Origin of the sequence: Candidatus Nitrosoglobus terrae (assembly GCF_002356115.1) — a bacterium.
GTDB classification, from domain to species: domain Bacteria; phylum Pseudomonadota; class Gammaproteobacteria; order Nitrosococcales; family Nitrosococcaceae; genus Nitrosoglobus; species Nitrosoglobus terrae.
In genome coordinates this window covers 515,712-536,517 of the sequence record NZ_AP014836.1, presented here as the reverse complement: position 1 = coordinate 536,517, position 20,806 = coordinate 515,712, and the positions used below count along the sequence as shown (strand labels likewise).

Below are 20,806 nucleotides of genomic sequence, written 5' to 3'. Positions count from 1 at the left end.
TGGAGTATTTTTGCTCAATGTACTAACCGCCTCGTAATAACAAGAATAGCGTAACCATAGTTAATACCAAATTAAATCCCACCAGCCACTGTAGTAACGTTTGGGTATCTTTAATTTTTTTCACCCATTTATTGATTTCATTAAAACGACGATAGGCTATTTCCCACTCTAAATCTGGGTCATCAAACTCATCTCCAGAGTTTGTAAGCGCCTTAGCAACACTTTTAGCCCTCTCATCACTGATCCCTGCTTCTTTAAATGCTGTATAAATTTCCTCAATCATACGGGTGATTAAGATCCTCGGTTTATAATATTGCCTACTGCTACCTTTCGGGACTGTATCTTTGATAAGGACTACTCGAGCCAGAGTTATAAGGACTGCCATATCGCCCATAGGGCTTATTAATCAAATCCTGGCTATAAGGAGTACCAAACCGCCCATAGGGATCTTTTGGTAAATCATCACTATAAGGAGTCCCGTAACGCTTATAAGCGTTCATGCTGGAGCTAGGATCAAAGCCGCTACCGCTAAAATTTTTTATAGGTTTACCGCTTGGAATAGCCGTTTCAGCTATAAGGGCAGAGGAAAAAATCATTAACGTAATTGAAATAAGTATTTTCATCGCTATAGCCTCTCTGTTAAGAGTCCATCAATTACAGTGAGATACTCAATAAACTTATTTTAACCCTGTAGATATACCTATTATTACCCTCCATGTTTATCTCTAAGGATCAATTAAAAATAAGCTTTAGTAATGAAATAATCGTTCATAATTATCCATTAGTATAGCCTATAGTATTACCATTAAACTTAGCCTATATAGATTTAATCTATGCTGATATAGGCAGATTTGACTAACCTTCAATTTTTACGCTAAGGTCTAAAAATAGTCACCAAATTTAAACAACAGAGAAATATATGAAAATATTTATCCTAGGAATTATTTACGCGACCTTTGGGATTGCCTCTATAGCTTACGGAGAAGAAAAGACCATTGATGCCAATACCCACCATGAAATCATAAAAAAAACTTTACTCACCCAAGCATTAGCCGCGAAAATTGAAGGCAGAGAATCCCAGATAACCGTGCTCGAACTTACCTACCCACCCGGTAATAGCACCCCGCCTCATCACCATACAGGCGCTGTTTTTGTCTATGTGCTTGAAGGTGCACTCAAATCTGAAGTTACAGGCCAACCCCTCAAGATCTATCATCAAGGAGAAAGTTTTTTTGAACCTGCAGGCGGCATCCATTTAGTTTCTGGAAATGGGAGTACTGATAAACCCGTCAAATTCCTCGCCATGCTCTTTACTAAAAAAGATGAAAAACAGCTCACCATTATGGAAAAATAAAATAATCTATGGTGATTAAAAGAATCAATTATCACCAGCTTAACCCTGATGCTATCAAAGCGCTGTCCTCTGCCAATCAATACATCACTTCGATTGATAAAAAATTGTGGGCACTCATTGAGCTTCGGATCTCTCAAATCAACGGCTGTGCCTACTGTGTTAATATACATTCACGGCAAGCACGTGAAGCGGGAGAAGATCAACAACGCCTGGATTGTTTAACCGTATGGCGGGAATCATCATTTTTCAATGAAGCCGAATGCGCTGCCCTTGCGTGGGCAGAGTCACTCAGCCATATCTCTGCTACCCGAGCGCCTGATAACGTCTACAAAACACTACAACAGCACTATTCAGAGCAACAAATAGTAGACCTCACCTTAATAATCTCAATGATGAATATGTGGAATCGTATTGCTGTTAGTTTGCAGCGCCTTCCTGATCGAGAAAACTAATAAATAAACAAGCTAAATCAATCGCCAAGCAGCTAAGTCTCATGCAACTGTATAATGGTGCGTTCTTTAGATTGTTTACTTTCAGTTAAGCTTCATGTTTTTTAAATAATTTATCCAAAATACCAAAAGATTAGTTTGCCCAAGAAAGTTCCATACTATCAATTCGACGAATACCGGCATGATTAATAATCATTGGCTGACAGTTTAGCTGAACATGGGGTATCCGTGCTGAAAGTGCTGCAAGCGCCTCTTCTAACTCAAGTCGCGCAAGGGCTTCTCCAAGACATCGGTGAACGCCCGCACCAAAACCAGGGTGAACCCGATCCTGCTTCTCTCGATAAATATCAAATATATCTGGGTGATCATATACTCGCTCATCCCGCATCGCTGACATAATCGAAAGAATAACTGGCACATTAGCTGGGATGATTGCACCGTCAACGTTAATATCTTCTAAAGTTCTACGAAGAATACCAGCAGCCATCGGCTCATAGCGCATCGACTCTGCTACTGCATTAGGAATAAGCTCCGGATCTTGACAGACTGCCTTCCACTGCTCTGGGTGTTGGAGTAATAAAGCAATTTCTATGGCAATGGCAGCCCGAGTTGTATCCGTGCCACCGATAATAAGCTGTCTTATCTGATTCTCAAGCTCAAGCTCAGAGAGCTGACCTGATTCGTCATTAGCTGCTAAAAAAGTAGACAGAAAGTCATCACGCGGATTCTTACGCCGCTCTATGATTTTCTGCTCAATATAGTCCTTTAAATCTGAAGCTGCCGACTTGGCATTGGAAATTTCATCTGAACTGACATCAAAATTAAGAAATTTCCCTATCTCATGGGCTAGCTTAGAAAAATAAGGAACATCAGATCTGGGCAACCCAATAAAATCACCGATGATTCGCGGCGGGAGCTGGGCCGAAAATCCTTCAATAAATTCCACCTGCCCGTTTTCATACCAAGAATCAATGAGATCATTGGCAGTCTGACGCACAACTGGGCGCATATCCTCCACCGTCTGGCGTAAAGATAATTTTGTAAAAGGAGATCGGCGACGGCGGTGGGTTTCACCGTTGGCAGTCAGCATACCTTGTTCATAGCCCTGAAATAAAGCTCCAGAGGTAACCCCGCGCGCCTCTGGGAAATCGGTCTCAGTAGAGCACAGCCTTGGATCTTTGCCCAAATATTGGACATCAGCGTGACGCAATACGATATATCCTCCTTTCTCATCAAACACAACGGGGTACATATTTCGGTATTTCCGCAGCACGCCATGGGGATCTGTCTTCATCTCTTCCTTGTCTTCTATACTTACGGTTGGGATACCTATGGCTGAGGTACTCGGCGGTGATTGTATGGAAAGTTTAGAGCTATCTTCAAAATTCATTCTTAAACTCCTATCATACATATATTATAAGCAGCGATCTCTAAAGGCTATTCTGGTTAGACCAAGAAAGTTCCATGCTATCAATTCGACGAAGAGCCCCTGTATTACCACTAATCATTGGCTGATAATTTAGCTGAACATGGGGTATCCGTACCGAAAATACTGCCAACGCCTCTTCTAGCTCGATACGTGCAAGAGCCTCTCCAAGACATCGGTGAACACCTGCTCCAAAAATCGGATGCACCCGATCCCGCTTTTCTCGGTAAATATCAAAAATATCTGGACGATCATATACCTGTTTATCTCGCATCGCTGACATAGTTGAAAGACTCACCAGCGCATTAGCCGGGATAATCGCACCATCAATATTGATAACCTCTAAGGTCTTGCGAGCAATAGCAGAAACAACTGGCTCATAGCGCATTGATTCTGCTACTGCGTTAGGAATTAATCTTGGATCTTGACAGACTGCCTTCCATTGCTCTGGATACTGTAGTAATAAGGCAATTGTTATAGCAATAGTAGTGCGAGTTGTATCCGTACCCCCAATAATAAGCACCATTATCTGAAATACGAATTCAAGCTGGGAGAGCTGGCTTGATTCATCGTTAGCTTTCAAAAAAACAGAAAGATAATCATCGCGCGGATTCTTACGCCGCTCTATAATTTTCTGCTCAATATAGTCCTTTAAATCTGAGGCTGCCGACTTGGCATTGGAAACCTCATCCGAGCTGACACCAATATTAAGAAATTTCCCCATCTCATGGGTCAGCTTAGAAAAATAGGAAGTATCCGCTCTGGGTAAACCAAGAAAATCGCCGATGATGCATGATGGGAGCTGAGCCGAAAATCCTTCAATAAATTCCACCTGCCCGTTTTCATACCAAGAATCAATGAGATCATTGGCAGTCTGACGCACAACTGGGCGCATATCCTCCACCGTCTGGCGTAAAGATAATTTTGTAAAAGGAGATCGGCGGCGGCGATGGGATTCGCCATTAGTAGTCAGCATACCTTGTTCAAAAAAGCTGAATAAAGCCCCGGAAGTGACCCCGAACATCTCTGGGTAAATGGTCTCAATAGCGCACAATCTTGGATCTTTGCTCAAACATTGGACATCAGCGTGACGCAGCACAGCATAGCTTCCTTTCTCATTAAAAACAACGGGGTACATATTTCGGTATTTCCGATACACACTATGAGGATCTGTCTTCATCTCTTCCATGTCTTTTACACTTAGGGTTGGGATATCCATGGCTGAAGTACTCGGTAGTGTTGATAGTAATTGTATGGAAAATTTGGAGCTATCCTCAAAATCCATCCTCAAACGCCTATCATATTCTTTATTTCTCCGATCTACTAATCACGTACTCTTTAGTTTAGCTAAGCAGGCATAATTCGCAAGAGAGGCTGGTAGCCCTCGCCTCTCTACGAAATATTACAGCCATCTCATTACTTACTTGACGTAAACTCCAGCTGCATACAGGAGACTGACCGAGTCGCTGAGGTAAAGCTAATGACATTTCCATTAGCATCGTATACATTACCTGGGCGATAACAATGCCACCCCGTTGTTGGATCATAAGCCCCCGCCCCGTTACGAATATAGGGCATATTGGCTTGCTCGGTGATATCAAGCCACGGCCCTTGAGTAGCCACATTCCAGAGATACACTGAATTATGCGCCGGCCAATACCCTGGTTGATTTTGATCGTTAGGGGTCGGTTGATCTAGACCATTCCCGCCATACACTACGATATAACCTGAATGGGAGTCATAGGTGACTACGGGCATCCGCCGTGGATGGGGTAAAGGGGCCAGCGTCTGCCAAGTCTGGTTTTGCAAATTAAACCGCCTAAAGGCATTCTCATCATAGACGCCGCCCGTAGCATGGTCACAGCGACCCCCCACTACATAGGCCCAATTACCCACTGCCACCGCATTGTTGCGAACGAGCGTACAAGGCATGGTTCCCAACGGCGGAGGTGTTATCGACTCAAGGCTAAATAGACCGTCTCCGTTTGAATTTGGCTGCACCAAAGTCAGCGCATTGCTTGGATCGCCAGCATGATTATCACCGCCATAAACAAATCCAACGTTCCGTGCCTGACTCCAAGCCGTGGCGGGATTCATTGAGCTCCAGCTAGCAACCTCTACACTGCCATCTAACGTAAAGAAGTTACTCGGCGGGATAAATAACTTATAAATATTATTAATAAAGGTCCACTGACCAAGATTATAATCGAGAAAACCATCCCAAGGAGTGCCCGACGGCATGATGTTGCCATAAGCGCCTCCAAAAACCAGCAAACCTACATTAGGCACATTAAGCATCGTCATGTTATCTCGTACCGCGATACCATTGCCGCTAATGGCAAACTGATCATTCTCAGTGTTAGGCAATAGGTAGGAAAACTGATCGGTTGCAGCGTTAAAACAGCGTACGGAGTTGTTTTGATTGCCATCAGTCGTATGGCCTAGCAAAAATAAGATACAGCTACGCCCATCGCTTAACTGTGCGTATTCGCCGCTACTCCAACCCATACCATCGGCATCCAGATCGGGAAATGGCCCCTTGGTTTCTACTGTTAATGTACAAGTTTGAAGGTTGGCACAATCGGCAGCAATTGAGCCGAGCGCACCACTGGGTGGTGGTAATACGCCAAGGGGTGGAGGATCATTTGATGAGGATGGATCGCCATTATTTGGGGGTACCGATGGCGGATCTCCACTGCCACTGCCGCTTGAGGAAGAGGAACTACCCCCTTCGTTACCCTTACTACCACTTCCCGACGATGAGGATAAAGCGCTTGAAGAGGGAGGCTCATTTCCAACTGCATACAGGGTAAATGACGCTTCACTACTACCGTTAGAACCGGTACAGCCAACTGAGTAAGTTTTATTTCCCCCTGATGTGACCACCTGTAATGACCCATCCGTCTCAGTATTTGACATCCAAGGCGCTGAGCAACTCGTTGCCGCGCTCGCATCCCAGTAAATAATCGACGCTTTACCCGAAACCATGGGGTTTGGCTTCGCAAAGATATTGACAATCGGTTCGTTCGTAGCTGAACGCGGCAGCAGCGCAAAGTTTGGATAATCATTATAGGTATCCTCACCAGAGGGCTGCACACTACGGGACTGAAAAATATTCCATGCACTCTGAGCATTCGCCACCCCCGCATCGACTAAGGCCGCCAGTGCAATTTGTAAGTTAGCGGGAAAACCATCATTAGCGTAGGCGTGATCAAACATCTGCCCGACTTGATACGGGCCATAGCCTTTATCTGGAAGTCCTACAGCGGTCAGTGCTTGCGCCATTTGCGGCGAGTTACACGTCAGACCTTTAAGGGTAGGCCACTTTTGCGCGTAGGCTTCATCGTAGGTTAACCAATCACCGCTCGGGGTTTGGACAGGTAAATTATAGGTCTCCGCTAAGGTCCAACAAAATCCCGTGGGCTCTTGCTGCCAAGCGGTCATGACATGGATCTCATACTGACCTAACCACTTGACGAAAGCCGCTGCTTCTGAAAACCCAAGATCTGCTAGATGCTGAAATGACCAGACAAGAAAGGCATGCATAAATGGCGACATCTGCCACGGTTGACTGCCATCGTCACGAAAGGGTTGCGGAACACCGAAGATATTGGCACTTGGATTATTGCTGTAGGTGGTATTGAAGAAGGTAAGATTATTATTGATATCTTCATTAAACTCTGCTTTCAGGGGGTAGTTATCGGGTAAAAGATAGGCCGCATCGGCCACATTGCGAATAGTCCACGCAATCCCTCGGGGCTGAGGTTGAGCATAATTACCTATCAATCCTGTCGCGTACTTTCTCGCCGGCGGATCAGACCAAATTTCATTATACGACGCATCAAGGGCCAGCTCGGACATGTAATAGTAGGATCCAGTCACCATATACGGCACGTACGCTACTGATGGCTGATGGGCCGTATCATAACTATCTGGGTTATTGCAATTAGTACAATTTGGCGGTAGTAGATCGGCAAGATAGCTCTTATCTATAGCGCTACTTCCGTTATACCCAGCGTGATTAGCATAACCCCAGTTGGTAATCGTAATATAGGGATGTCGCTGGATACTCACAGGCCAGCCCGTGGCTTGATCGCGATAATGGACGCTATAGGGCCCAATACCATCGGTATTAGCGAGCATATTGTTATAGGCCCGTATATCAGGGTTTTCGATGTACACCGTAGTCCAAAGGGGTAAAGGCCCAATACCGTCTTGCGCGCCCTCTTCACCCATCGCCTTCTCCTGATCGCAGATCTGCAGTGGTGGGCATGATTGGGGTAGATTTGCCAGATAACTCTCAGCTGGGCTTAGCGCCATATAGCGCGAGATAGCCCCCGTCTCTTGAATATACTGGGTGTTCTGCTGCACGTAGACCTGTGGTTGCTGCTCATTCCACCATAAAACCTTATGCCAACGGGTATAAGGGTATTGACTAAGGGTTTCGCTGCTAAAGCTGGCGCTGCCCGAAGTCACAGTAGCGCTGTATTCTAGCAAAGCCGGGAGGGTATAGGCCCAAGTATTCTCAAAGATAATATCAGTACTGACATAGGCAATTTCACCTGGATTGGCTCCGCCATAGGCCCGTATCGCAAAATATACTCTAAGATTTGGGTTACTCGTCCCATCTGATGATTGCACTGATCCGTTGACTACCCATTCGCTCACCAGCGACCCCTCAAGCCAGATATTGCAGGAGGTTCCCCATGCTGCACACTGACCCGCAGATTCTGCTGCTTCTAGTAATGTACGGGCAGCCACTGTATAGACAGCGCCGTTGAGCGTCACTGACGCAATGGCATCGTAAGAGGTCGCCAACAGTTGTGATAAGGTGATGGACGTAGCCCCCGCGGATGAAGCTGTCGTCGACAGCTGTAAAGATTGTTGACTATTACCCGCTAGAGATGGAATTTGAGCAGTCAATACGGCATGCCTGAGACTTCCATCCGGATAGCTCGCTTTTACATCTACTTGTAATGGAATCGCTTGATTGTTAATCATTGCCGCTACAGTAGTACCTTTGGGCACATCACCGACTTTGAAGATCTGACCAAAAGTTACTGGAACATTCGTTTGACTCCCTGAAAATTGACTCATTACATTATCTATAACGATCGCTGACCCTGCCCCTCTAGACGGAGTCGAGATACTTAATGCCAATAAAACCCCTAACAATAACCCAATACCCCAGTTATTCTTTTTGATCATCTCATTCATAGCCTCATCTAATGATCTAATCTAGCTTTTAGCAAAGACATTTTTTGAATATAAATTATTAAGATTAAAGATATTTTTTAAATTTATGTTAATAAAAGTATTTGTCCCAGTATAAAGATAAGATTTTAAATTCATAAATATAACTACGTAGCTGCAGCTAAAAAAACAGCAACAACTATCGCTTAACTCTAGTTTGCTGAAAATATTTTGATAACAAAATTATGACGTAGCGCACAAAATGCGGTACATCACAGCTAAAATAAAGATTACTAAGGACGGTTGAGGCATTACGATCATGCCCCATGGTTTATTAGGTATTTATTAATTAAAACTTGGAAGGGCTAATAAAATACAAGTTATTCTTAAAGCTATATTCAAGAATATTTTTTCATAGGCAATAAAAAAGCAGACAGAAAATCATCACGTGGATTCTTGCGCTATTCTATAATTTTTTGCTCAATGTAATGTAAAGGAGAGCAATTCTTCCCTTCTACTCTCCTCTACAAAATATTACAGCCATCTCATCACTTACTTGACGTAAACTCCAGCTGCATACAGGAGACTGACCGAGTCGCTGAGGTAGGGCTAATGACATTTCCATTGGCATCGTATACATTACCTGGGCGATAACAATGCCACCCCGTTGTTGGATCATAAGCCCCCGCCCCGTTACGAATATAGGGCATATTGGCTTGCTCGGTGATATCAAGCCACGGCCCTTGAGTAGCCACATTCCAGAGATACACTGAATTATGCGCCGGCCAATACCCTGGTTGATTTTGATCGTTAGGGGTCGGTTGATCTAGACCATTCCCGCCATACACTACGATATAACCTGAATGGGAGTCATAGGTGACTACGGGCATCCGCCGTGGATGGGGTAAAGGGGCCAGCGTCTGCCAAGTCTGGTTTTGCAAATTAAACCGCCTAAAGGCATTCTCATCATAGACGCCGCCCGTAGCATGGTCACAGCGACCCCCCACTACATAGGCCCAATTACCCACTGCCACCGCATTGTTGCGAACGAACGTACAAGGCATGGTTCCCAACGGCGGAGGTGTTATCGACTCAAGGCTAAATAGACCGTCTCCGTTTGAATTTGGCTGCACCAAAGTCAGCGCATTGCTTGGATCGCCAGCATGATTATCACCGCCATAAACAAATCCAACGTTCCGTGCCTGACTCCAAGCCGTGGCGGGATTCATTGAGCTCCAGCTAGCAACCTCTACACTGCCATCTAACGTAAAGAAGTTACTCGGCGGGATAAATAACTTATAAATATTATTAATAAAGGTCCACTGACCAAGATTATAATCGAGAAAACCATCCCAAGGAGTGCCCGACGGCATGATGTTGCCATAAGCGCCTCCAAAAACCAGCAAACCTACATTAGGCACATTAAGCATCGTCATGTTATCTCGTACCGCGATACCATTGCCGCTAATGGCAAACTGATCATTCTCAGTGTTAGGCAATAGGTAGGAAAACTGATCGGTTGCAGCGTTAAAACAGCGTACGGAGTTGTTTTGATTGCCATCAGTCGTATGGCCTAGCAAAAATAAGATACAGCTACGCCCATCGCTTAACTGTGCGTATTCGCCGCTACTCCAACCCATACCATCGGCATCCAGATCGGGAAATGGCCCCTTGGTTTCTACTGTTAATGTACAAGTTTGAAGGTTGGCACAATCGGCAGCAATTGAGCCGAGCGCACCACTGGGTGGTGGTAATACGCCAAGGGGTGGAGGATCATTTGATGAGGATGGATCGCCATTATTTGGGGGTACCGATGGCGGATCTCCACTGCCACTGCCGCTTGAGGAAGAGGAACTACCCCCTTCGTTACCCTTACTACCACTTCCCGACGATGAGGATAAAGCGCTTGAAGAGGGAGGCTCATTTCCAACTGCATACAGGGTAAATGACGCTTCACTACTACCGTTAGAACCGGTACAGCCAACTGAGTAAGTTTTATTTCCCCCTGATGTGACCACCTGTAATGACCCATCCGTCTCAGTATTTGACATCCAAGGCGCTGAGCAACTCGTTGCCGCGCTCGCATCCCAGTAAATAATCGACGCTTTACCCGAAACCATGGGGTTTGGCTTCGCAAAGATATTGACAATCGGTTCGTTCGTAGCTGAACGCGGCAGCAGCGCAAAGTTTGGATAATCATTATAGGTATCCTCACCAGAGGGCTGCACACTACGGGACTGAAAAATATTCCATGCACTCTGAGCATTCGCCACCCCCGCATCGACTAAGGCCGCCAGTGCAATTTGTAAGTTAGCGGGAAAACCATCATTAGCGTAGGCGTGATCAAACATCTGCCCGACTTGATACGGGCCATAGCCTTTATCTGGAAGTCCTACAGCGGTCAGTGCTTGCGCCATTTGCGGCGAGTTACACGTCAGACCTTTAAGGGTAGGCCACTTTTGCGCGTAGGCTTCATCGTAGGTTAACCAATCACCGCTCGGGGTTTGGACAGGTAAATTATAGGTCTCCGCTAAGGTCCAACAAAATCCCGTGGGCTCTTGCTGCCAAGCGGTCATGACATGGATCTCATACTGACCTAACCACTTGACGAAAGCCGCTGCTTCTGAAAACCCAAGATCTGCTAGATGCTGAAATGACCAGACAAGAAAGGCATGCATAAATGGCGACATCTGCCACGGTTGACTGCCATCGTCACGAAAGGGTTGCGGAACACCGAAGATATTGGCACTTGGATTATTGCTGTAGGTGGTATTGAAGAAGGTAAGATTATTATTGATATCTTCATTAAACTCTGCTTTCAGGGGGTAGTTATCGGGTAAAAGATAGGCCGCATCGGCCACATTGCGAATAGTCCACGCAATCCCTCGGGGCTGAGGTTGAGCATAATTACCTATCAATCCTGTCGCGTACTTTCTCGCCGGCGGATCAGACCAAATTTCATTATACGACGCATCAAGGGCCAGCTCGGACATGTAATAGTAGGATCCAGTCACCATATACGGCACGTACGCTACTGATGGCTGATGGGCCGTATCATAACTATCTGGGTTATTGCAATTAGTACAATTTGGCGGTAGTAGATCGGCAAGATAGCTCTTATCTATAGCGCTACTTCCGTTATACCCAGCGTGATTAGCATAACCCCAGTTGGTAATCGTAATATAGGGATGTCGCTGGATACTCACAGGCCAGCCCGTGGCTTGATCGCGATAATGGACGCTATAGGGCCCAATACCATCGGTATTAGCGAGCATATTGTTATAGGCCCGTATATCAGGGTTTTCGATGTACACCGTAGTCCAAAGGGGTAAAGGCCCAATACCGTCTTGCGCGCCCTCTTCACCCATCGCCTTCTCCTGATCGCAGATCTGCAGTGGTGGGCATGATTGGGGTAGATTTGCCAGATAACTCTCAGCTGGGCTTAGCGCCATATAGCGCGAGATAGCCCCCGTCTCTTGAATATACTGGGTGTTCTGCTGCACGTAGACCTGTGGTTGCTGCTCATTCCACCATAAAACCTTATGCCAACGGGTATAAGGGTATTGACTAAGGGTTTCGCTGCTAAAGCTGGCGCTGCCCGAAGTCACAGTAGCGCTGTATTCTAGCAAAGCCGGGAGGGTATAGGCCCAAGTATTCTCAAAGATAATATCAGTACTGACATAGGCAATTTCACCTGGATTGGCTCCGCCATAGGCCCGTATCGCAAAATATACTCTAAGATTTGGGTTACTCGTCCCATCTGATGATTGCACTGATCCGTTGACTACCCATTCGCTCACCAGCGACCCCTCAAGCCAGATATTGCAGGAGGTTCCCCATGCTGCACACTGACCCGCAGATTCTGCTGCTTCTAGTAATGTACGGGCAGCCACTGTATAGACAGCGCCGTTGAGCGTCACTGACGCAATGGCATCGTAAGAGGTCGCCAACAGTTGTGATAAGGTGATGGACGTAGCCCCCGCGGATGAAGCTGTCGTCGAGGGTGCTGGCGAAGTTGCCGTCGAGGATTGTGAAGCTCCTTGGGTATTACTTGATAGGGATGCAACCAGTTGTGATATCGTGGTAGGTGACATCCCAGGGGCTGATAAATTTTGCGCCAACAGCACTGAAACTTCTTGAGGATTATTCGCTAGTAATGCAGTGATTTTCGCTATTGTAGCGGGGGGTGTACCAAGGGCTGATAGATCTGCTGTCAGCTGCTGCAAGGATTCTTGATCATTGCCCGTTAGTGGTGGCGTACTCTGAGGTGGCGTGGGGAGCGGCGCCCCTGATGATGAGGCTGTCGTCGACAGCTGTAAAGATTGTTGACTATTACCCGCTAGAGATGGAATTTGAGCAGTCAATACGGCATGCCTGAGACTTCCATCCGGATAGCTCGCTTTTACATCTACTTGTAATGGAACCGCTTGATTGTTAATCATTGCCGCTACAGTAGTACCTTTGGGCACATCACCGGCTTTGAAGATCTGGCCAAAAGTTACTGGAACATTCGTTTGACTCCCTGAAAATTGACTCATTACATTGTCTATAACGATCGCTGACCCTGCCCCTCTAGACGGAGTCGAGATACTTAATGCCAATAAAACCCCTAACAATAACCCAATACCCCAGTTATTCTTTTTGATCATTTTTAGTAACTCCATCAAGCGTTCCAAATCTAACTCATAATTATCTATAAATTTAATGATTAAAATAATCTAAATTATTAACATTACTATATATTTTCATTTAATTTAAGATCCAATCTCTTAACCCAATATCAAAGCTAAAAGGTACTTTACTTTCTAGCCGCTAACGCCCAATTCATCTATGAAACAGGCAGGAAGATAAACTACATCAAGGGTAGGGAGGGAGGTATTGTGTATACACCCCATACAACTGTAACTAAAAATCCACAGGGAACCGTCCCTAAGTCTTTATCTAGTGAAAAAATTTCGATGGTAAAGATAAGATCTAGCGCAGAATGCAGCGTATTGCAGCTTAAATAAAGATCCGTAAGGGAGAGCTGGGGATGCCTATCAAGCCCCATGGCTTATTGGGTACTCATTAAAACTTGGAGGGGCTCACAGGACAGAGGTTATTTTTGAGGCCATATTTAATTAAGTACGTTTTTTCATAGCCGATAAATAAATTGTTTATAGCCAATAATACGAGAAAAAGCAATGAAAACTACATGCAAAATATTTATTTTTATCGCCCCCTTATTCCTTCAACCCGCTTACGCCCTGACTCCGGAGAGCGGCTAGTGGTGGAATCCACAAGCATCAGGTACTGGGTTTAATCTGGAAATTCAAAACAAGACGCTGTTTATTACCACTTTTGTCTATTTTGTGAGGGTGTTTTTCGCCTGATTTAGATATGCGATGAATCGCGCGGTGTCTGCAAAATAGTTGGGATAACTCTTTTTTAGAGCCTTAATTGACGACGTGGAGACTAACACAACATTATGTAGGCTATCCTCGTGGAATTTTTTTTCTAACTTTGCATATTCGTCCGATGCCTCTTGGGGTTCTTTGAATTCTCTAATAGCTACCTAGCTGGCTTGCACATCTAGGGTGAGCAGGTAAAAGCTGTTTTTATTTTTGGTTTTGGTCTCTTTTGTTATCCGTTCTGTGGTTATGGTGAAAGCAGCGAATTGATGATACACATTGAGTGTAGTGGATAGCAACTCAAGCTCACTGCGTATGTCGATGCTGTTGAAACATGGATCTGGTGAGCATCCTTCAAGTCTAGCGAGCTCTGCACTTGCGTATTGGAAGTACTTAAGCCACTCATCGGAGCCTTGACTGGCCTTTAGTGCCGACTTGGTGAATACTCCAGCTACTTCAACTGCTGTAGCCCATGCATGTTGGATTTTGCTACGTATTTGTATTTCAATAGGAATATTTTTGTATTCTGTCTTTGTACCATCGTACTTGTATATGAGATGTATGCCGCGATAGCCAGATGGTTTTGGTTCTTCAATATAATTTCGTTCTCTATGTAGAATATATACAGTTTTGCTCAGCCTTAATGCACTTGATAACTGCTTTACTTGGCTTAGAGTTGATACGATTGCCCGGCAGCCACCAATATCTTCCATTCGGTCTAATTGCATACCACATTCGCGCTTTAATTTTTGTACGATTGATGGCGCACGTTTTAATCGTTGAGCAACAAGTACATTTTTGTTTATTTTTTCCGCTTCGTTACCAAGTATCTTTTCCGCTGTCTTTCTTAGCAGGATAAGGATCGCTTGCATAGGGTAGGCATGAGCGGATCGCCAATTAGACAGCGCATCAAACGATTCGATACTTTTTTTATCGTCGGGATGGTCGCTAGCAAGAACTTTTCCTGCTTTGCGAATAGCTCCTTTGCTGTATTGAGGCTTAATCCATTCCATGTAGATAAATGCAATTGGTATGATACTGCGGTAGCTTACTGTTTTAGATAGTTACAGTAATTGATCCATTTATATTGATTACAAAGGCTCAAAGATTCTAGCCATAAGCTTATTGTAAGTATCAAAATTTAACCCCTACAACGCTATATTTCACTAGAGGCTATAGATAGATAGCTTACCCGATCGCCTCAAAAATCGTGCCAAAAATCTGGCGGTATGGGAACCGGATCGGGTTTTAGCCACGGCTTCAGGGGAGCCTTGCGCTACAATCTCCCCGCCCCCTTCGCCCCCTTCTGAGCCTAGATCAATTAACCAATCCACCTCGGCAATCACATCTAGGTTGTGCTCAATCACAATGACGGTATTACCGCCCTCCACCAACTGCTGGATCACGTGGATAAGCTTGGCCACATCGGCCATATGTAGCCCAATCGTGGGTTCATCTAAAATATACAAGGTATGATAATGGGCAGTAGTCCCTATTTTAGCCAGCTCGGCAACTAGCCGAATCCTTTGCGCCTCTCCGCCACTTAAAGTGGGGCTAGGTTGACCTAAGCTTAGATAATTCAAACCTACGGCCTGGAGTAGCTGCAAGGGCCGATAAATCTTTTTATGGGCAGAGAAAAATTCAGCGGCTTGCTCAACGCTCATCGCCAAGACTTCACCAATGTTTTTCTCCTTATAGTGAATCATTAATGTCTCAGGCGTAAAACGACTCCCATGACAAAGCTCGCAGGGAATAATCACATTGGGCAGAAAACTCATTTCAATTTTCTTTACCCCTTGCCCTTCACAGGCTGGACAGCGGCCTTCCTTAACATTAAAGGAAAACCGGCTAGGCTTATAACCCCGTATCTTAGCTGATGGTGTCTCGGAAAAAAGATGCCGGATCTCGTCCCAAAAGCCAACATAAGTGGCAGGACAAGAACGGGGGGTTTTACCAATAGGAGTTTGATCGACCTCAAGCACCCGCTTAATCACTTCCCAGCCTCGAAGATTTTTACAGCCTTCAAGCTTGAAATCAGGCTTACCTTGCTCGTTGGGTCTTGCTGCCAATAATTGCCGTAAATTTCTATATAGTATCTGCCGTACTAAAGTACTCTTACCACTACCGCTTACGCCCGTGACCCCAATTAAGCATCCTAACGGGAAACTCACATTAAAATGCTTTAAGTTATGAAGAAAAGCTCCCTGAATCTCAAGCAGATGTTCAGAAAAATGGGATCGTCGTCTTTTTCTAACTGGATGGACTAGAGGATGAGCTAGGCAATGACCTGTGACTGACTCTGGATGGTTGAGTAATGTAGCTACATCTCCTACCGCGACCACCTGCCCCCCATTTATCCCCGCCCCTGGCCCTAGATCAATGACATAGTCAGCACGGCGAATAGTTTCCTCATCGTGCTCGACCACAATAATGGTATTTCCCTTGTGTCCTAGCTGTGTTAATGTCTTCAGCAGCATTTGATTATCCCGAGGATGAAGGCCAATGGTCGGCTCATCCAAGATATAGCACACCCCTCGCAGGTTAGATCCGAGCTGGGCGGCTAAACGAATACGCTGGGATTCACCCCCACTTAGGGTAGAGGCAGCCCGATCTAGAGCTAGGTAAGATAAGCCTACTTCTTTTAAGAATTTCAGCCGTGACCGCAACTCAGGCAAGATATCTCGGGCAATTTCAGCCTCACGTCCCAGTAGCTTTAATGAATGAAATACCATCTCTGCTTCCATGACCGACATCCGGGTAAATTCAGTAATACCTCGATTTTGGAACCGTACCGCTAAAGCTTCAGGGCGTAATCGTTGGCCATGGCAAACGGGGCAGGGATCAGTATTTTCTAGCTGTCTGACCTGCGCTTGCCCCTCCTCATCAGAAATATCATCAGCATTAGGCAATTGCTGACCCGTACCATAACAATGAAGACACCAACCATGCTTAGAATTAAAAGAAAACAAACGGGGATCAAGATCGATAAAGTTACGATGGCAATTTAGGCAAACGCGTTTGGTAGAATAGATCATTTTTTCTTGATCGGGTAAAGATCTTGGGTTTACTGGTAGTAGCTCAACCCTACCTTGGCCTAAATCTAAAGCTTGCGCCAACAAAGTATATATTGCTTTTTCTGCTTTAGAGGACACGACGATCTCCCCTACTGGCAACTCAATAGAATGCTCCTTAAACCGATCAAGACGCGGCCAATTATTAGTAGCTACCAGATCACCATCCACTCGCAAATGGGTAAATCCTTTCCTGCTAGCCCATTGAACAAGATCAGTATAATAACCTTTACGAGCTACCACTAAAGGAGCCAATACCCGCAAGCGACGACCTCGATGATCTCGCAACAGTTGCGCTTGGATCATTTCCAAGGTTTGCGCTTCAATGGGAATTTGGCAATCGGGGCAATACTGCTGGCCCAGCTTTACAAATAACAATCGTAGGAAATGGTAAATCTCAGTCAGCGTAGCTACGGTACTTTTCAGACCTCCACGGCTGATACGCTGCTCAATAGCCACCGTGGGAGGAATCCCAAAAACAGCGTCGATGTCAGGGCGAGCTGCTGGCTGCACAAACTGCCGAGCATAGGCATTTAGCGATTCTAAATAGCGCCGCTGACCTTCTGCAAAGAGAATATCAAACGCCACCGTGCTTTTACCGGAACCGGAAACTCCGGTAATTACGGTCATTTTCTCGCGGGGAATCTCCAGATCAATGCCTTTTAAATTATGCTCCCTGGCATTATGGATACTAATCACTAAGTTTTCTCCCTTTACCTCCTCCCTATAGGCTAAAACCGGTTCAGCCACCCCAGCAAAGGTAGACTGTTGATGATTTCGTAGTGCCAAACCCGTATGACTGCGCTCACATTGCATCACCTCATCAGGAGAGCCGCTACAAATTACCTCCCCCCCAGCCTCACCCCCTTCAGACCCTAAATCAATAATCCAATCTGCCCCCTGGATCAAATCCAAATGATGTTCAATCACTACCAAAGAATGACCCGCGGCCAACAATTGACGGAAAGCCTGAAGTAAAACGGTAATATCCTCAAAATGCAGGCCGGTAGTCGGCTCATCAAATAAAAATAAAATCCCGGTCTTTTCTTTTTTATAGGCTTGCGCTTTCCTTAAATACCCCGCCAATTTAAGCCGCTGGGCCTCGCCACCACTTAAAGTAGGCACTGGCTGCCCCAATTTCATGTAACCTAGCCCTACTGCCTGAAGCGGCTCGATTTTCCGTAATATTTCAGGGTAATCAGTAAAAAAAGTCGCTGCTTCAGTCACAGTCAAATCTAATACTTCAGCGATGGATTTACCGAGATTATCCCCAGAAGGGCGCAGCTTAACCTCCAGTATCTCTAGTCGATAACGCTGGCCATTACAGTCCGGGCAACGAAGATACACATCACTTAAAAACTGCATCTCCACCTGCTCAAAGCCATTACCATTGCAAGTAGGGCAACGCCCCGCACCATTATTAAAGCTAAAAGTCCCTGCTGTATAACCCCTTTCTCGGGCTAACGGCTCATTGGCAAACGCCTTACGGAATGACTCAAGGGCACCGACATAGCTCGCCGGATTAGAACGGGTGGTTTTCCCAATAGGAGATTGATCCACCAGCACCACATCTTGAATAAGCTCGTGACCCTTCAACGCCTGATAAGCACCAGGGGTTTCTGTGGGCTTGCCTTTTAATTTGCACCAACCTTTATAAAGCACTTCTTGCACTAAGGTAGATTTACCAGAGCCGCTCACGCCCGTAACACACACCAAGCGATTTAAAGGAAAACGAACATTAATCTGCTTAAGATTATGGGCACTGGCGCCAAGAATCTCAAAGTAAGCACTGGCTACCGACTTTGCCACCATAACAGATGAATTGATAATCTGTTTTTTCCCTGTTAAATACTGGGCTGTCAGGGAATGATGGGTCGGTAATTCATGAGGGGAGCCAAAAAACACCAAATTTCCACCGTGTTCCCCTGGGCCTAGGCCTAAATCTAAGATCCGATCAGCAGCCAGCATGACTTGAGGATCATGCTCAACCACCAGCAAAGAATTCCCCGCATCCCGCAGTCGCTGTAAAATCCGAATAATTCGTGCCATATCTCGAGGGTGAAGGCCAATACTTGGCTCATCCAAGACAAATAGGGTATTGACGAGGGAAGTCCCCAGCGCAGTCGTTAAATTAATCCGCTGCACCTCACCACCACTTAAAGTACGGGATTGCCGATCTAAGGTGAGATAACCTAGCCCCACTTCTACGAGATAATCCAAGCGCGTCCGAATTTCACTTAATAACAGCTCAGTCGCCTCATCTAAAGGAGCAGGTAATTTAAGCTGCTGGAAAAATTGCTGGCAACGGGCAATAGGTAACAACACCACATCCTGAAGGGTCAGCCCCGGCAGAGCTTCCCATTCAGGTTTGAAGTGCTTTGTCTCTGGTAATACCCAATCTGCATCAGCTTTTGTGCCTAACCGCCACAGCAAAGCTTCAGGTTTAAGCCGCGCTCCTTGGCAAACCGGACAAGGATGGTAAGCTCGATATTTAGACAACAGCACCCGAATATGCATCTTATAGCTTTTACTTTCCAACCAGCTAAAGAACCGCTTCACTCCGTACCATTGGTTATCTTCCCACGCGCCCTCTCCCTCCAACACCCAACGCTGCTGATCGGGGGTTAAATCCTGCCAAGGCCGATCAATGGGCATGCCACACCCATTAGCAAAGCGGATTAAATCTTCCTGACATTCCTGATAGCTGGCAGTCTGCCAAGGTTTAATCGCCCCCTCCGCTAAGGTTTTCTGGGTATCAGGAATAACTAAGCCCTCATCAATGCCGATAATTCGGCCAAACCCTCGGCAAGTCTCACAAGCGCCTAGGGGAGAGTTAAAGGAAAACTGATGGGGAACAGGTTCTTGGTAAGGAATATCGCAATGGGGACAATGAAAGTTAGCAGAAAAACGCTGAGGCGAGTGAGGTTTACGCTCTTCATCCAAAGGATACACTGTAAGGCGATCTCGACCATGCTTTAAAGCAATTTCCAGAGCTTCGATAATGCGAGCCTGTTGATCAACAACGATGGGTACTCGATCTTGAATAATTTCTAAAATTTGATCCGTCTGATAATGGATACGGGTATAGCCTTGCTTAAACAATAAGCCTTTGATTTCTTGTGCAGAAAAATTATCGGGAATAACTACCTCAAAGGTAATTAAAACCCGAGTTTTATTAGGGCGATCCTGATATTGCGCTAATAACTGTTGGTAAATACTATTAGGCGTATCTTTCTGAACCGGTTGACCACAGTTACGACAATAAAGCTGAGCGGCCCGAGCAAAAAGCAATTTTAGATGATCATTAAGCTCCGTCATAGTGCCCACGGTGGAGCGAGAAGTACGCACGGGGTTGACTTGATCAATAGCAATAGCTGGCGGAATCCCTTCGATGCGATCTACTTGGGGCTTATCCATACGATCTAGAAACTGCCGAGCGTAAGGGGAAAAGGTCTCTACATAGCGCCGCTGACCTTCGGCATAAATGGTGTCAAAAGCTAAGGAAGACTTCCCAGAACCGCTCACCCCAGTAATTACAATCAGCTCATTAAGGGGTAGCTGTAGGTTAAGATTTTTTAGATTATTCTGGCGAGCCCCTTCAATTAAAATATATCTATCCACCATAGAAGCTCCTCTATAACCCAAATGTAGCATCCCCTTAATAGAAAGAGCCTATACTAACTTTACAGACTCTTTCATATCTACCTTACCTTTCTTTATCTGAGCTGAATAATACACCCATTACAATAGACATTTCGTCTACAAGGACTTAAGGAATTCGACCAAATCTCTCTTTTTGGCTGCTATCACCCCTAGATTTATGAAGGTTAATAAAAAGCCCCTAAGATAAGGGGCTTTTTGTCTTTATCTTTATTATTTATAAAGGGTAAACTGTCATCCAGTTAAAACTTTAACGTAAGCTA

10 protein-coding genes are annotated in these 20,806 nt (G+C 45.4%); 2 read left to right on the top strand and 8 right to left on the bottom strand.

Translation table 11 applies throughout. The features are described from left to right. Window positions 1-22: 22 nt before the first annotated feature. Both TAO_RS02545 and TAO_RS09555 read right to left on the bottom strand, forming a co-directional pair. Window positions 23-283 carry a hypothetical protein gene (locus TAO_RS02545; RefSeq protein ID WP_231910549.1) on the bottom strand — a complete coding sequence of 87 codons (261 nt, stop codon included), beginning with the start codon at window positions 281-283 and terminating at the stop codon, window positions 23-25. 40 nt (window positions 284-323) lie between these two features. Then, window positions 324-623, bottom strand: a complete 300-nt coding sequence (locus tag TAO_RS09555) for a hypothetical protein (protein WP_145955140.1) — start codon at window positions 621-623, stop codon at window positions 324-326. Between the two features lie 296 nt (window positions 624-919). Here TAO_RS09555 and TAO_RS02540 point away from each other — a divergent pair, with 296 nt between their 5' ends. Further along, window positions 920-1,354 (top strand): cupin domain-containing protein, encoded by a 435-nt coding sequence (locus TAO_RS02540; RefSeq protein ID WP_096526472.1) that lies wholly within the window; start codon window positions 920-922, stop codon window positions 1,352-1,354. An 8-nt stretch (window positions 1,355-1,362) separates the two neighbouring features. Then, window positions 1,363-1,806, top strand: a complete 444-nt coding sequence (locus TAO_RS02535) for a carboxymuconolactone decarboxylase family protein (protein ID WP_197702508.1) — start codon at window positions 1,363-1,365, stop codon at window positions 1,804-1,806. Window positions 1,807-1,936: 130 nt separating this feature from the next. On the opposite strand, the gene TAO_RS02530 is transcribed toward TAO_RS02535, so the two are convergent. From TAO_RS02530 to uvrA, 6 genes are all read right to left on the bottom strand, one after another. Further along, window positions 1,937-3,193 (bottom strand): cytochrome P450, encoded by a 1,257-nt coding sequence (locus TAO_RS02530; RefSeq protein ID WP_172419048.1) that lies wholly within the window; start codon window positions 3,191-3,193, stop codon window positions 1,937-1,939. A 40-nt stretch (window positions 3,194-3,233) separates the two neighbouring features. Next, entirely contained in the window at window positions 3,234-4,514 is a 1,281-nt protein-coding gene (locus TAO_RS02525) for a cytochrome P450 (RefSeq protein WP_096526470.1), read from the bottom strand. A gap of 131 nt (window positions 4,515-4,645) precedes the next feature. After that, the gene (locus TAO_RS09740; protein WP_197702507.1) at window positions 4,646-8,437 is read right to left on the bottom strand and encodes an RIFT barrel domain-containing protein; all 3,792 of its coding nucleotides are present in this window, start codon (window positions 8,435-8,437) and stop codon (window positions 4,646-4,648) included. A gap of 533 nt (window positions 8,438-8,970) precedes the next feature. Further along, the gene (locus tag TAO_RS09735) at window positions 8,971-13,071 is read right to left on the bottom strand and encodes an RIFT barrel domain-containing protein (protein ID WP_197702506.1); all 4,101 of its coding nucleotides are present in this window, start codon (window positions 13,069-13,071) and stop codon (window positions 8,971-8,973) included. A gap of 905 nt (window positions 13,072-13,976) precedes the next feature. Next, entirely contained in the window at window positions 13,977-14,825 is an 849-nt protein-coding gene (locus TAO_RS02510) for a RelA/SpoT domain-containing protein (protein ID WP_096526469.1), read from the bottom strand. A gap of 153 nt (window positions 14,826-14,978) precedes the next feature. Then, entirely contained in the window at window positions 14,979-20,507 is a 5,529-nt protein-coding gene (gene uvrA / locus TAO_RS02505; RefSeq protein WP_096526468.1) for an excinuclease ABC subunit UvrA, read from the bottom strand. Between the last annotated feature and the right edge of the window lie 299 nt (window positions 20,508-20,806).

Excerpts from the sequence above, each read along its gene's own strand:
- TAO_RS09740 (WP_197702507.1), bottom strand. The coding sequence starts at position 8,437 with ATGATCAAAAAGAATAACTGGGGTATTGGGTTATTGTTAGGGGTTTTA.
- TAO_RS02530 (WP_172419048.1), bottom strand. The coding sequence starts at position 3,193 with ATGAATTTTGAAGATAGCTCTAAACTTTCCATACAATCACCGCCGAGT.
- TAO_RS02540 (WP_096526472.1), top strand. The coding sequence starts at position 920 with ATGAAAATATTTATCCTAGGAATTATTTACGCGACCTTTGGGATTGCC.
- TAO_RS09735 (WP_197702506.1), bottom strand. The coding sequence starts at position 13,071 with ATGATCAAAAAGAATAACTGGGGTATTGGGTTATTGTTAGGGGTTTTA.
- TAO_RS02545 (WP_231910549.1), bottom strand. The coding sequence starts at position 283 with ATGATTGAGGAAATTTATACAGCATTTAAAGAAGCAGGGATCAGTGAT.
- TAO_RS02525 (WP_096526470.1), bottom strand. The coding sequence starts at position 4,514 with ATGGATTTTGAGGATAGCTCCAAATTTTCCATACAATTACTATCAACA.
- TAO_RS02535 (WP_197702508.1), top strand. The coding sequence starts at position 1,363 with ATGGTGATTAAAAGAATCAATTATCACCAGCTTAACCCTGATGCTATC.
- TAO_RS09555 (WP_145955140.1), bottom strand. The coding sequence starts at position 623 with ATGAAAATACTTATTTCAATTACGTTAATGATTTTTTCCTCTGCCCTT.
- uvrA (WP_096526468.1), bottom strand. The coding sequence starts at position 20,507 with ATGGTGGATAGATATATTTTAATTGAAGGGGCTCGCCAGAATAATCTA.
- TAO_RS02510 (WP_096526469.1), bottom strand. The coding sequence starts at position 14,825 with ATGGAATGGATTAAGCCTCAATACAGCAAAGGAGCTATTCGCAAAGCA.